13 protein-coding genes are annotated in these 13,271 nt (G+C 69.0%); 4 read left to right on the forward strand and 9 right to left on the reverse strand.

Annotated elements, in window-relative coordinates:
- The 3 genes from BM115_RS17925 to BM115_RS17935 form a co-directional block, all read right to left on the reverse strand.
- A partial coding sequence (locus BM115_RS17925) for a contractile injection system protein, VgrG/Pvc8 family (protein ID WP_218158042.1) occupies positions 1-350 on the reverse strand: 350 nt, incomplete at its 3' end.
- A 109-nt stretch (positions 351-459) separates the two neighbouring features.
- Positions 460-1,617 carry an iron-containing alcohol dehydrogenase gene (locus tag BM115_RS17930; protein ID WP_092296888.1) on the reverse strand — a complete coding sequence of 386 codons (1,158 nt, stop codon included), beginning with the start codon at positions 1,615-1,617 and terminating at the stop codon, positions 460-462.
- 107 nt (positions 1,618-1,724) lie between these two features.
- Positions 1,725-3,173, reverse strand: a complete 1,449-nt coding sequence (locus BM115_RS17935; RefSeq protein WP_092296891.1) for an NAD-dependent succinate-semialdehyde dehydrogenase — start codon at positions 3,171-3,173, stop codon at positions 1,725-1,727.
- Positions 3,174-3,335: 162 nt separating this feature from the next.
- On the opposite strand from BM115_RS17935, the gene BM115_RS17940 reads away from it, so the two are divergent.
- Entirely contained in the window at positions 3,336-4,145 is an 810-nt protein-coding gene (locus BM115_RS17940; RefSeq protein WP_092296894.1) for an IclR family transcriptional regulator, read from the forward strand.
- 21 nt (positions 4,146-4,166) lie between these two features.
- On the opposite strand, the gene BM115_RS17945 is transcribed toward BM115_RS17940, so the two are convergent.
- The 3 genes from BM115_RS17945 to BM115_RS17955 form a co-directional block, all read right to left on the reverse strand.
- Entirely contained in the window at positions 4,167-4,826 is a 660-nt protein-coding gene (locus BM115_RS17945) for a response regulator (RefSeq protein ID WP_092296897.1), read from the reverse strand.
- Positions 4,823-6,841 carry a type IV pili methyl-accepting chemotaxis transducer N-terminal domain-containing protein gene (locus tag BM115_RS17950; protein WP_092296902.1) on the reverse strand — a complete coding sequence of 673 codons (2,019 nt, stop codon included), beginning with the start codon at positions 6,839-6,841 and terminating at the stop codon, positions 4,823-4,825. The genes BM115_RS17945 and BM115_RS17950 overlap by 4 nt, the downstream gene beginning before the upstream one ends.
- 136 nt (positions 6,842-6,977) lie before the next feature.
- Entirely contained in the window at positions 6,978-8,132 is a 1,155-nt protein-coding gene (locus BM115_RS17955) for an NAD(P)H-dependent flavin oxidoreductase (protein WP_092296906.1), read from the reverse strand.
- A gap of 364 nt (positions 8,133-8,496) precedes the next feature.
- On the opposite strand from BM115_RS17955, the gene BM115_RS17960 reads away from it, so the two are divergent.
- From BM115_RS17960 to BM115_RS17970, 3 genes are read left to right on the forward strand one after another with little or no spacing between them, the layout of a single operon-like run.
- A complete protein-coding gene (locus tag BM115_RS17960) occupies positions 8,497-9,450 on the forward strand; it encodes a ubiquinone anaerobic biosynthesis protein UbiU (protein ID WP_092296909.1) in 954 nt (317 codons plus the stop codon).
- Positions 9,451-9,472: 22 nt separating this feature from the next.
- Positions 9,473-10,387, forward strand: coding sequence for a U32 family peptidase (locus BM115_RS17965; protein WP_092296912.1), 915 nt, complete (start codon positions 9,473-9,475; stop codon positions 10,385-10,387).
- Between the two features lie 17 nt (positions 10,388-10,404).
- The gene (locus tag BM115_RS17970; protein ID WP_092296916.1) at positions 10,405-10,857 is read left to right on the forward strand and encodes a ubiquinone anaerobic biosynthesis accessory factor UbiT; all 453 of its coding nucleotides are present in this window, start codon (positions 10,405-10,407) and stop codon (positions 10,855-10,857) included.
- An 18-nt stretch (positions 10,858-10,875) separates the two neighbouring features.
- Here BM115_RS17970 and BM115_RS17975 read toward each other — a convergent pair whose 3' ends face one another.
- From BM115_RS17975 to narJ, 3 genes are all read right to left on the reverse strand, one after another.
- Entirely contained in the window at positions 10,876-11,811 is a 936-nt protein-coding gene (locus BM115_RS17975) for a siroheme decarboxylase subunit beta (RefSeq protein ID WP_092296919.1), read from the reverse strand.
- Positions 11,812-11,899: 88 nt separating this feature from the next.
- The gene (gene narI / locus BM115_RS17980) at positions 11,900-12,583 is read right to left on the reverse strand and encodes a respiratory nitrate reductase subunit gamma (protein ID WP_092297417.1); all 684 of its coding nucleotides are present in this window, start codon (positions 12,581-12,583) and stop codon (positions 11,900-11,902) included.
- Positions 12,584-12,609: 26 nt separating this feature from the next.
- The gene (narJ, locus tag BM115_RS17985) at positions 12,610-13,269 is read right to left on the reverse strand and encodes a nitrate reductase molybdenum cofactor assembly chaperone (RefSeq protein ID WP_092296922.1); all 660 of its coding nucleotides are present in this window, start codon (positions 13,267-13,269) and stop codon (positions 12,610-12,612) included.
- Positions 13,270-13,271: the final 2 nt, after the last annotated feature.

A 13,271-nucleotide genomic window follows, 5' to 3' on the forward strand; every position in this document is an offset into this window, starting at 1 on the left:
CGCGTAAGCCGAAGCCGGGCGACGAGCGGTTCCACGATGAACTCGTAGCCGTGGAAGTCCCGCGTCTGCTGCGTCTCGGTGAAACGCATGATGCAACCGGCGAAGGTCCGCGGCGCTGACCCGTCCCCAGGGTCCATGATAAAGCTGGCCGCCTTGCCGAGATAATCGGCACGATCCAGTTCGGCAGGGTGCGTGAGTTGAACCGTGACGGCATAGGGTTCGCCTAGCCGCTCCACAGCCTCGAACGACACCACCGACAATGCCCCGGCGCTGGCCGCGCCGGGAACCTTAAGGAAGTACTGCTGCTGCCCGCTCAACGTTGCGCCGAGCGCGTCGAAACCCTCTGCCATCAGTCATCGCTCCGTAGCCGCCGCAGTGTCTGGCACTGCGCATGCGGCATACTAAAAGCGACGAATTAACCTCTACAATCGTAATTCCCTGAAACTGCTGGATGCGGGTTCAAAAGGCTGCGCGATAAATCCCCAGCGCGTCCGCCTCGCTCACTTCGCGCGGATTATTGACCAGCAGGCGCGTCTGCAGCATGGCGTCGCTGGCCAGGCGGTTCAGGTCGCCTTCTTTCACGCCGACTTCGCGCAGCGTGCGCGGGATGCCGGTGGCCAGCACCAGTCCTTCGATATGGGCGATCAGCGCGGCGGTCTTGGTTTCGCAGCTGCCGGTCGTGCCGGGCAGCACCACGTCGGTCAGTTCCGCGTAGCGCTTGCTGGCGGCGTCGGCATTGAACTTCATCACGTGCGGCAGCACGAGGGCGTTCGAGAGGCCGTGCGGCACATGGAAAATGCCGCCGATTGGGTAGGCCAGCGCGTGCACGGCGGCCACCGGCGAGTTGGCGAAGGCCTGGCCGGCGAACATCGCGCCGAGCAGCATCGCCTCCCGGGCATTGCGATCGTTGCCGTTGTCGCAGGCCAGCATCAGGTTGCGCGAGAGCAGATCCAGCGCGCGGATGGCCAGCATGTCCGAGACCGGATTCTTGAGGTGGGCGCTGGTGTAGGCCTCGATGGCATGCACCATGGCGTCGATGCCGGTGGCGGCCGTGGCCGCGCGGGGCAGGCCGAGCGTCAGTTCGGCGTCGAGGATCGCGAGGTCGGCGAACAGCTGCGGCGCCACCACGCCCATCTTGGTGGTTTCGCCGGTCGTGACGATCGACACCGCCGTCACTTCGGAACCGGTGCCGGCCGTGGTCGGCATCTGCACCAGCGGCAGCCGGGCGCCGGTGACCTTCTTCACGCCGTACATGTCCTTGAGCGCCTGCGTGGCGGGCAGGAGGACGGCGATCAGCTTGGCCACATCCATCGACGACCCGCCGCCCAGCCCCAGCACCACCTCGGCATCGGCCTGGCGCGCGCGCTCGGTGGCGTCCAGCACGATGTGCTCGGGCGGATCGGCAATGACATCGTCGATCACGGTCACCTCCCAGTCATGCTTGGCGAGGTCTTCCAGCGCCGGCGCGAGCAGGCCGCTCTTGGCCAGGAAGCCGTCGGTCACCACGCACAGGCGCCTGGCCTGCGGGAACGACTCGCGCAGCAGGGCGCCCAGCCGGCGCGCGGCGCCGAATTCGACGATGACCGTCGGCACGGTCTGGAAGCGGAACGGGTTCATGTTGTCTCCGGGAGTTCGGGGCAGGCGGGGCGATCGGGGTCGCCCTTGCTCAGCAATGGGTGCCATAAGGCGGATCGGCACAGTATGCACCGGCCCGCCCGCCTGCATCACATCTGCAGGCAGAGGTACTTGATCTCGAGATATTCGTCGATGCCGTGGCGCGACCCTTCGCGGCCCACGCCCGACTGCTTGATGCCGCCGAACGGCGCCACCTCGTTCGAGATCAGGCCGGTGTTCAGGCCGACCATGCCGTACTCGAGCGCTTCGGCGGTGCGCCAGGCCCGCGCGATATCGCGCGTATACAAATAGGCGGCCAGCCCGTATTCGGTGGCGTTGGCGGCAGTTACTGCCTCGGCGTCGGACTTGAAGCGGAACAGTGGCGCCACCGGCCCGAAGATCTCCTCGCGGGCCATGCGCATGTCGGCGGTGGCGTCGGCGATGACGGTGGGGGTGTAGAACGTGCCGCCCAGCTTGTGCGCGGCGCCGCCGGTCAGCACGTGGCCGCCCTTGGCGCGGGCGTCGTCCACAAGCGATGCAACCTTGTCCAGCGCGGCGTCCTCGATCAGCGGGCCGATCGTCACGCCGTCTTCCAGCCCGTTGCCCACGCGCAGTTGGCCGGTGCGCTCGGCCAGCTTCGTGGCGAAGGCGTCGTAGATGCCGTCCTGCACGTAGAAGCGGTTGGCGCAGACACAGGTCTGCCCGCCGTTGCGGTACTTGGCGGCGAGGGCGCCTTCCACGGCGGCGTCCACGTCGGCATCGTCAAAGACGATGAACGGTGCGTTGCCGCCCAACTCCAGCGAGAGGCGCTTCACGGTGGGCGCCGACTGCGCCATCAGGATGCGACCGACCTCGGTCGACCCCGTAAACGACAGCTTGCGCACGATGGGGCTGCCCGTCAGCACGGCGCCGATGGTCTTGGCATCGCCGGTCACCACCTGAAGCACGCCGGCGGGAATGCCGGCCCGGTGCGCCAGTTCGGCCAGCGCGAAGGCGGACAGCGGGGTCAGCTCGGCCGGTTTGATGACGATGGCGCACCCGGCCGCCAGGGCAGGGCCTGCCTTGCGGGTGATCATCGCTGCCGGGAAATTCCACGGCGTGATGGCGGCGCAGACGCCCACGGGCTGGCGCAGCGTGACCAGGCGCTTGTCTGCGGCCGGCGTGGCCAGCACTTCGCCGTCCACGCGCTTGGCTTCCTCGGCAAACCATTCGATAAAGCTGGCCGCATACGCGATCTCGCCGCGCGCCTCGGCTAGTGGCTTGCCCTGCTCGCGCGTCATCAGGTAGGCCAGATCGTCCGTATTGGCGATCATCAGGTCGAACCAGCGGCGCAGCAGGTTGGCGCGTTCCTTGCCGGTCTTGGCGGCCCAGGCGCGCTGCGCTACCTCGGCGGCGGCGACGGCGCGCTCGGTCTCGGCCGCGCCCAGGTCGGCCACCTTGGCGATCACCTCCCCGGTGGCCGGGTCCGTGACGTCGAACGTGGCGCCGGAGTCGGCGCCAATCCATTGGCCATCCACATAGGCCAGCTGTTTCAGAAGCGAGGGATCCTTGAGTTGCATGGCGGCTTTCCTGAGCGGGTTGATTCATATCGTTCAATAGATGGAACGATATTCGGTATGTCGAACGTGAGCGTATGATACGCCCATGCACGGCAGACTGCCAACCGCCCGGAAGCGTTCCGCGCAGCCGGTACAATCCGCCCAACTCTTCCGTATTGCCCAATGCCCAAGTCCGCCTACAACGCTCCCGCCGATGATGCCGCGCCGTCGCTGAAGTCCACGTCGCCGGCGGTGGTGCGCGCGGTACATGTCATGGATGCCGTGGCCGCCGCCCCGGAACCGCTGACGCTGGCCGACCTGACCCGGCTGACCGGCGCGCCCAAGAGTTCCCTCCACGGCATGTGCGACACCCTCGTGCAGCTGCAACTGCTCAAGCGCCTGCCCAACGGGGCGATGGCGGTGGGCCCGCACGTGATGGCCTGGGCCAACGCCTTCCTGTCGCAGACGCAGATGACGAGCGAGTTCCGCGCGCTCTGGGAGCAGACCGATGCGTTCCACGACGCCACGGTCACCTTGTCGATGCTCGATGGTGCGGAGGTGGTCTACCTGGCCTGCCAGAACGGCGACCGCCCGCTCGGCGTCACGTTCCGCATCGGCATGCGCCTGCCGGCGCCCTACACGGCCACGGGCAAGGCGATGCTGAGCACGCTGCTGCCGGCCGAGGTGCGCGACCTGTTCGCGCCGGGCATGCCGCCGCCGCTCACGCGGGCCAGCGTGGCCGATGTGGATGGTTTGCAGGCCGAACTGGCCCAAGTGCGGGAGGTGGGATATTCAACCGACAACGGCCAGATGCGCGAGGGCATGACGTGCTTCGGCGCCCCGGTGTTCGACGCGGCCGCCCCGTGCGCAGCGGGCGCCATCGCGGTCAGCTACCTGACCAACGAGATCGATGCGGCCACCGGCGACCGCATCGGCCAGCAGGTACGGGCGCTGGCGGACCAACTGTCGGCAAGGCTTGGCGCCCGGCGGTAACGTCCGCCACCGGGGAAGCCATCACGCGGTCAGGCCATGCTCGACCGCAAACACCGCCACCTGTACGCGGCTGGCCAGATTCAGCTTCTTGAGGATGTTCTGCACGTGGATCTTGACCGTGCTCTCGGCCACACCGAGGTCGCGCGCGATCTGCTTGTTGCTCTCGCCCCGGGTCAGCCCGCGTACGATCTCGCGCTCCCGCACGGTTAGCCGCGCGCCGTTCTCGGCACTCGGAGAAGGCGGTGCGGAAGGCTGCGCCGGCGCGCGGAACTGCGCCACGAGCTTGGCCGTCATGCCATCCGAGATCACCGGCTCGCCGGATGCGGCGCGGCGGATGGCCGAAGCCAGGAAATCCGCCTCGATATTCTTTAGCAAATAGCCCCGGGCGCCGCCGCGCAGCGCGCTGGCCAGTTCCTCGGCTTCCTCGGAGACGGTGAGGATCAGCACCGCCGTGTCCGGCAGGTCCTGCGCCAGCAGGGCCAGCGTCTCCAGCCCGGACAGCCCGGGCATGTTCAGGTCCAGCAGGACCACGTCGGGGCGATGCTGCTTGGCGCGCTTGAGCCCCTCCACGCCATCGGCCGCCTCGTCCACGACGGCAAAATCGGGCTGGCGCTGCAACAGCGCGCGAATGCCTGAACGGAACAGCGTGTGATCGTCGATCAGCAGGATGCGGATGGTCATGGCTGGAGACTCGCTTCGTTGATTTCGTTGGGCGCTGTGGCTTCGTTGGCTTCGCCGGCCACATGGGCGCCGGGCACGCGCAGGGCCACGCGGGTGCCGCGCCCGGGCGCGGAATCGATCGACAACTGCGCGTTGAGCCGCGCGGCGCGCTCGCGCATGATGTGCAGACCCACCTGCATCTCGCAGCGCGTGGCGAGCCCGGCGGCATCGAAGCCCTCGCCATCGTCCTGCACCACCAGTTCGAGGTCGCGCCCGCCTTGCAGCCGCACCAGCACGTGGCCGGCCTGCGCGTGCTTGCGCACGTTGGAGAGCGCCTCCTGTAGCACGAACAGCACCTGCAACTGGGCATCGGGCGGCAGCGGCCGGGCGTTGTCGTAGCCCTCCACCTCCAGCCGCACCTCGGTGGCGCACTGCCGCCGGAAGCGCGCCACGGTGTCTTCTGCCGCTTGCCGCAACTCGCCCTGCGTGAGCCGGGTGCGGAAGTTCAGCAGCAACTCGCGCACATCCTGGTAGCTTTCGTCCACCCCGCAACGGAGCATCGGCACGATCGCCGCCACATCGGCCAGCGCCCCGCGCGAGACGGCATCTTCCAGCAGTTGGGCTTGCAGGTTCAGGTAGTTCAGACCCTGGGCGATGCTGTCGTGCAAGCCCTGCGCCACGAGGTTGCGCTCCTGCACCACGGCCAACTGGCGCGCGGTGGCGGACAGGCGCTGGTGTTCGAGCGCCACGCCCAAGTGCTGCGCCAGCGTCTCCAGCAGTTGCCGGTCGGATGCATTGAGCACCCGTGGCGAGCGGAAGTGGAGCGAAAACATGCCGATCACCCCGCGCGGCGTGTCGATGCGGAACGCCGCGAAGCCGCCGAAGCCGCAGGCCATCGGCGGCGAGGGCAGTGCGTGGGTTGCAGACGGCCAGGCGACCACGCGCTGCCGCGTGGCCGCGCCGCAGTGGCAGGCATCGGCCGCCATGCGCTGTTCCTGCTCGACCAGCGTGGCGGGCAGCCCTTCGGAAACCACCATGTGGAGGTTCTCCGGCACTGCATCGAGCATGCGCACGCTGCCGCCATCGGCGTCCAGGCGCCGCATGATCCGGGTCAGGAAGCCCCGGCACAGCGCCTCGGCCTCGTTCGGCTGGTTCAGGTAGGCGGCGATGTCGTAGAGCGTCTCGAGGTCGCGGTTGCGCCTGGCCAGTTCGGCGGTCTTCTGGGCCACGCGGGCTTCGAGCCCCCGGTAGAGTTCCTGGAGTTCGGCCGCCATCCGATTGAAACCGGTGCTCAATGTGCCGAATTCGTCACGGCTGGTGACCGGCAGGCGCAGCGAGAATTCGCGGGCCGCCATGCGGCGCAGGCCATCCTGCAGCGTCAGCACGGGCAGGATGATCCAGAGATAGAGCAGGTAGATGACCGCGACGGTGCCCATGCAGGCAATGGCGGCCAGTGCGGCCTGGGACATGCGCAGCAGGTCCGTCTTGCGCGCGTTGTCGGCCTCGATCATGCGCACCAGATGGTCTGCCTGCGCGACGAAATCCGACAGCGCGGCCACATAGGTGAGCGATGTGCCGTCGGGCGCGTTCAAGTCCTGCTCCGCCAGCGGCTTCATCCGGTCGTCCCATGCCCGTGCCACGCGGTCGAGCTGGTCGTGGATGGCCGGCACGGCGGGCAGGAACAGCGGTCGTGTGGCGTCGCCCCGGCGCAGTTGCGCCAGCGTCTCGTCCAGCTGGGCGATCCGTGGCACAAGAGCGTGGGGTTGATGGGCGCGAGCGCGGGTCAGTTCGATCGCCACCGAGTTGGCGCGCATCCGCACGCTGCCAGCGTCGTTGATCGCCGCGCCGGCGCCTTCGAGGTTCCAGGAGAGCCACAATGTGCCGCCGATCATCGTCAGGACAACCAGCAGCGAGATCAGGGACAGCGAGATGATGCGGGTGGAGAGGCGGTGGCGCAGCCCCGGCAGCCCGACCGCCGAGGTGGCATGGGGGTCCGCGTGCGCATCGAACGCGGTGTCAGGAAAGGGGGCTGGCATGTTGTGGGGGCGAGGGCAGGGCGTGGGGACAGCTGCCATTCTGGTACCGGCGATTGCGCCGTTTCCTGCGCTGGATCAAATCGCCGACGGATGGGACGGGAACTTACGCGGGATTCGCATTCCGGCAACAGCCCAATCAGGCCGGCGCGACCCCCGCCGGCTTTTCGCCCGACATCAGGTAGTGGATCAGGTCCGCCACGGGGCGGATGGCGTCGCCAAACGGCAGCGTGCCCTTACCCCGGAAGAACAGGCCACGCTCCACGTCGCCCTTGAGCGCCTGCGAGAGCTTGCGGTCGATGCAGAACTGGCCGATGCGCGCCACGCCGTCGCGCAGGCCGCACGATTGCAGGCAGTCGAAGCCCTCCAGGCACTCGCGCACCTTGGCGCGCGCCTGGAGCGCCGACTCCCGGGAGAGATAGCGCTTGAGCCACGGCGTCAGCACCGCGCGCGCCGGCAGTCCCGCCACGCTCGTGAATTCGCCGATCTGTTCCTGCGGCGCGGAAGCCAGCACCTGTTTGAAAGCCAGATGCGCATCGCATTCCTCGGTCACGGCAAAGGCGGTGCCGACCTGCACGCCGGCCGCGCCCTGCGCCAGCCAGTGATGCAGCTTGCCGTGGTGGCCCAACCCGCCGGCCAGGATCAGCGGCACGGACTCCCAGGCCAGCCCCAGGCTGGCGAACAGCGTGCGGCATTCGTCCAGCACGCGCGCGAACGAGAATCGCTCATCGCCAATGTCCTCCATGCGCGAGGCGCCGAGGTGCCCGCCGGCATGCGCGGGATGTTCGATCACGATGGCATCGGGCAGCCGTCCCTTCTTCATCCACTTGCGCAGCACGAGGCTGACGCCACGGGCGTCGGACAGGATCGGGATCAAGGCCACCTTCGGGTGATTGGCGGTCAGTTCGGGGAGGTCGAGCGGCAGGCCGGCGCCCATGACGATGGCATCCGCGCCGCTATCGCACGCCTGCCGGACCAGCGCCGCGTGGGCGCCAACGGCCTTCATCACGTTGACGGCGACCATCCCTTGCCCGCCCGCCAAGTCCTTCGCCGCGCGCACCTCGCGGTCCAGCGCCACGAGGTTGGCGTGTTCGATGGCCGCCTTGTCGCGTTTGGCCGTGGCGGCCATCAGGTCGGGGTGATGATGGCGCAGGTCGATGCTGGCGATGGTGCCCATGGCGTTGTGGCGGGCCACCGTGCCGGCCAGCCGATGCGCGGAGATGCCCACGCCCATGCCGCCCTGCACGATAGGAAGCAGCTTGCGGCCGGCCAGGTTGAGCCATCGATGTGTCATGAGGAAATCCGAAGTCAGGAGGGGCAAAAAACGGCCCAGCGTCTCACGCGCATCGGGGTGGCAGTTTGCGCCAGATCAAATTGCGGGGGATCGGCGGCCCGTTCCGAGGACCTAGTTCGGCGGAACGAGACGGGTAGAACACAGCCGGGGCTTGCGCGGGGTCAAAGGTTCCCTCGATGGGCATGACTAGCATCCTTGATCGATCGCTACCCCATGCGCCGCACCGCGCATTTTCGCCATGGATGCCTCCCCGCCCGACGTGCATGATGTGCCCGATGCGCCAACACCCCCAACCGAGCCATCGCGCCGCCAGCCCCGCCGGCCCCAACTGGTGGCACCCGCCGGCTCGCTCGCGGCCCTGCGCATGGCGCTGCAGCACGGCGCGGACGCCATCTACCTCGGGTTGCGCGATGCCACCAACGCGCGCAACTTCGGCGGCCTGAATTTCTCCGAGGACGACATCCGCACCGGCGTGGCAGAAGCCCGCGCGCGCGGCGCCGAAGTGCTGTTCGCCATCAACACGTTTGCGCAGATGGGGCAGGTAGACCGCTGGCACCGCGCCGTGGACGCCGCCGCCGCGCTGGGCGCCGACGCGGTGATCATGGCCGATCCCGGCCTGATGGCCTACGCGGCGGACAAACACCCCGACCTGCGCCTGCACCTGTCCGTGCAGGGCTCGGCCACCCATGCCGATGCCATCGCGCTGATGCGCGAGCGCTTCGGCATCCGGCGCGTGGTGCTGCCGCGCGTGCTGACGCTGGCGCAGATCGCCAAGCTGGCCAGGCAGACCGATGTGGAACTTGAGGTCTTCGGCTTTGGCAGCCTGTGCGTGATGGCCGAGGGCCGCTGCCTGCTGTCCTCGTACGCGACCGGCGATTCGCCGAACAACCGTGGCGTCTGCTCGCCGGCCCACGCCGTGCGCTGGGACGAGGCGGACGGCACCATGCACGCGCGGCTGTCCGGCATCCTGATCGACAGCTACGCGCCCGGCGAGCCGGCCGGTTACCCCACGTTGTGCAAGGGCCGTTTCACCGTGGAGGGCGAGCACGGCTACGTGCTGGAGGAGCCCACCAGCCTCAACGCGCTGTCGCTGCTGCCGGCGCTGATCGACATCGGCATCGCCGCCATCAAGATCGAGGGCCGCCAGCGCAGCCCGCGCTATGTGGGCGATGTGGTGGGCGTGCTGCGCGCCGCCATCGACGACGCCTGGCGCGACCCCCGGCGCTTCGTGCCGCGCCAGGAATGGCAGGCCACATTGGGGCGCCATGCCGAGGGCGACCAGGTGACCCAGGGCGCCTATGACCGTCCGTGGCGCTGAAACCGTCCGCACCCCACCCACCATGACCACATCCACTTCCCCCTATTCCTTGACCATCGCGCTCGGTCCGCTGCTCTACTACTGGCCCCGCGCGGACGTGCTGCGCTTCTATGCCGATGTGGCAGACGCCCCCGTGGAGCGCGTCTATCTTGGCGAAGCCGTCTGCACACGCCGCCACGAATTGCGCCATGCCGACTGGCTGGACGTGGCGCGGATGCTGCGCGATGCCGGCAAGGAGGTGGTGCTGTCCACCCCGGTGCTGGTCGAATCGGACAGCGACATCGCGGCCATGCGCCGCGTCTGCGAGCAGGACGAGTTCCTCGTGGAGGCCAACGATCTTGGCGCGGTGCGCGCGCGGCGCGGGCGGCCGTTCGTCGCCGGGCCGCATCTGAACGTCTATCACGCCGATACGGCGACGTGGCTGGGCTCGCTGGGCGCGCGCGGGGTCGTGGCGCCGGTCGAGATGGACCACGCGGCGCTGGCCGCGCTGGCGGCGGCGCGGCCAGCCGGCATGCAGATCGAAGCGATGATCTGGGGCCGCATGCCGCTGGCGATCTCCGCGCGTTGCTTCACGGCCCGGCATCACCGCCTGCGCAAGGATGCCTGCGAGTTCCGTTGCCTCGACTACCCGGACGGGCTGGTCGCCCGCACGGGCGAAGGGCAGCCGTTCTTCGCCCTGAACGGCATCCAGACTCAGTCCGCAAGCTGCCTGGACCTGTGCGCGCACCTGCCGGAGATTCAGGCGATGGGCGTGGATGTGGTCCGCGTCAGCCCGCACGCCGTGGGCACGCTGGACGTCATAGCGCTGCTAGACGCCGTGCGTCATGGCCGCACCGGCGCCGCGCCCAGCGGCATCGTGCCCGCCGGCGCCTCGGCGAGCAACGGCTACTGGACCGGCCAGCCCGGCATTGCCTGGATAGCCGGCGCGCCCGCATGACTGCCCCAAGACCATCGATGAATTCTTCTTCCCTGATTGCCCGCATCCATCGCCGCCTGCCCGCCCCTGCGCAGGCCCTGCCGTTCGTGATGGCGCTGGAGTCCGCGCGCCGCGCCGGCTGGTTGCAGCCACCGTCCGCGCTGGACGGTCATGCCTTCCTGCTCGTGGTGGAAGACCTCGGGCTGGACCTGCGTTTCCGCTGTGCAGGGGGCGTGTTCCGGATGGGGCCGTTCGATCCTGAACCCGCCCCGGCGCTGACGCTGCGCGCCCGCGCCGCCGATTACCTGCAACTGCTCGCCGGCCATGCCGATACCGACACGCTGTTCTTCCAGCGCCGGCTCTCGATTTGCGGGGACACCGCGCTGGGGTTGGAGGTCAAGTACTGGCTCGACGCCACGCCGCGTCCGGCCTGGGTCGAGCCCTGGGTGGCGCGGCTAGCGGTGCTGTTTCCCGAAGTCCGTGCCGCGTGAGAGCGACGGGCTGGCCCGTCAGGCCTCGGGCGCCAGATCGCCGTAGCGCACGCCGCGTGGCTTGAAGCAGCAACGGGCGCGGAGCACGGCACCGGGGAGGTTGGCGAGCGCGGGCATCGCCGTGAAGCCATCGAGCGTCGCCTGGAGGTCTGCCGCGCTGCGCGCCCGCACCACCGCGAACAGGTTGAAGGGCCATGCCGCACCTCGGCGCGCGCGCCGGTAGCAGAGTGCCACCGCGGGCAGGCGGGCCAGCCGCTTGCCCAGCACATCCACACGTGCGTCGGGCGCATTCCATACGCACATCGCGTTATGCACGAAGCCGAGTTGGCCCGGCTGGAGAATGGCGCCGAAGCGGCGGATCACGCCGGCCTCGCGCCAATGCGCCAGCCGGCGCCAGAGTTCGTGTAGCCCGATGCCCGTGCCACGCGCCATGGCGTGGTAGGGCTCGGGCGTCAGCGGCAGGCCGTCTTCCAGCGCTGCCACCAGCCGCCAGTCGGCATCGGTCATCAGGGGCCGCAGTGGCACCCCGGCATCGACGTGGTATTCACATTCCAGTGGCAGTGCGAGCGGCGTCTGGTGGACATCCGCGCCAATGCCGTCGAGTACGGTCGCCAGGTGGTCGGCATCGCGCGCACCGGCCACGAACCAGAGGTTGTAGCGGTGGCCGGTTCTGCAGTAGTGATGGCCGATAGCCGGGTCGGCGTTGAGTCGCCGCGCCACGCTCTCCAGCCGCGCCGCCGGCACGGACAGCGCCGCGAGCGTGGTGGCGCCGATGGCGTTCGGCGCGAAGCGGGCGCCGACATGGCTGATGCGGCCGCTGCCAACGTCGCGCGCCAGCAGCGACAGCAGGCCATGCTCGGACAGGCCGAGCGCCCGGGCCAGGCACCGGTAGGGCCGTGGCTCCAGCGGGAAATCTTGCCGAAGGCGTTGGTAGAGTGCAGTCTCGTCGATCATGGCGATATCCGGAGCAGCGGGCAGGATTGCGTGCCCGCCATGATGAGCCGGATACCCGGCCGCCCCGTTGACCCCCATCAAGCGCGGATCAGCGCCCCCGCACGAGCTGCCAGGCCCGTCCGAGGTAGGTGACCGAGGCGAAGCCGCTCCACACATGCACCAGCCGCGTGAACGGGAAGATCGCGAACAGCGAGATACCGAGGAACAGATGCACGCGGAACAGCAGCGGGGCATCGGCGATGAAATCGGGCGCATCGGCGCGCAGCGTGACGATGTGCTGGGCCCAGGTCATCAGCTGCACCATCATGTGACCGTCCATATGGCCGGCGGACACGAAGATGGTCGAGAGCCCGGCCAGCAAGGTCGCCAGCAGCCAGAGCAGCAGCACCTTGTCGCCGGTACGCGTGACCGCGGCAACCCGGGCGTTGGTGAAGCGCCGATGCAACAGGATCAGCAGGCCGATCAGGCAGATCGTGCCCATGACTCCGCCGGCGCCCATCGCCACGGCCTGCTTGAGCGTGTGGGAGACACCGAGCGCGTCCCACACGGCCACGGGTGTGAGCAGGCCCGCCAGATGGCCGAAGAACAGCCCGAGGATGCCAACGTGGAACAGGATGCTGCCCAGCCGCAGGTTGCCGCGATAGAGCAGTTGGGAGCTGTCGGCCTTCCAGCCGTACTGCTCGCGCTCGAAGCGCGCCAGGCTGCCGAACAGGAACAGGGCGGCGGCGATATACGGGTAGATGCCGAAGAGGAACTGGTGGGCGAATGACATGGTGGTCGCCTGCGTCGTCAGGGAGGTCATTGGGGGGAGGGGGCGCGCCGGTCGTGGAAGCGCACCACTTGTTCAGCCGGCATGGCCGCCGCCAGCAACGGCTCCACGCCATCCGTGCCGGGGCCGAACAGTTCCAGCGCTTCGTCCATGTCGCGCACGGGCGGGTCGGTCCGGGCCTCGGGCTGCACGCTGGTCATTGAGCGCAGCACCGTGAACACGGTCGCGTACGGGCTGTCGTGGCGCGCCAGCCGGTCGCCGATGGCCGCCAGCACGTGGATGGCCTCGCCCAGCAACTGCTCGGCGCGCTGCGCCTGCCCGTCATCGGCCAGCGCGCCGAGGAACTCCAGGAACAGCGGCACGTAGTCGGGCAACTCGTTCGCCACGGGCTCGAAGCCGGCGCGCCGGTATTCGTCGATCAGATCGACCATGGCTTGCCCCCGGTCGCGGGACTCGCCGTGGACGTGCTCGAACAGGTGCAGCGAATGCGCGGGATTGCGGTCGAAGGTGGCCACGTACTGCTCCTGCAGCGCGATCAGCGGGCTGTCGCGCAGCGGGCCGGTCAGCGGGGCCAGCCCCGCGCGGGCGGCGGGCCAGGCGTCGAGCGCCTGTTCGATCTCGGGCATGGCCGCCTGCAGCGGCGCTTCGGGGTAGCCCAGCAAGGCGCTGAGCACGGGATAGAGGGTCATGA

Origin of the sequence: Cupriavidus sp. OV096 (genome assembly GCF_900115455.1) — a bacterium.
In the GTDB taxonomy this organism is placed as follows: domain Bacteria; phylum Pseudomonadota; class Gammaproteobacteria; order Burkholderiales; family Burkholderiaceae; genus Cupriavidus.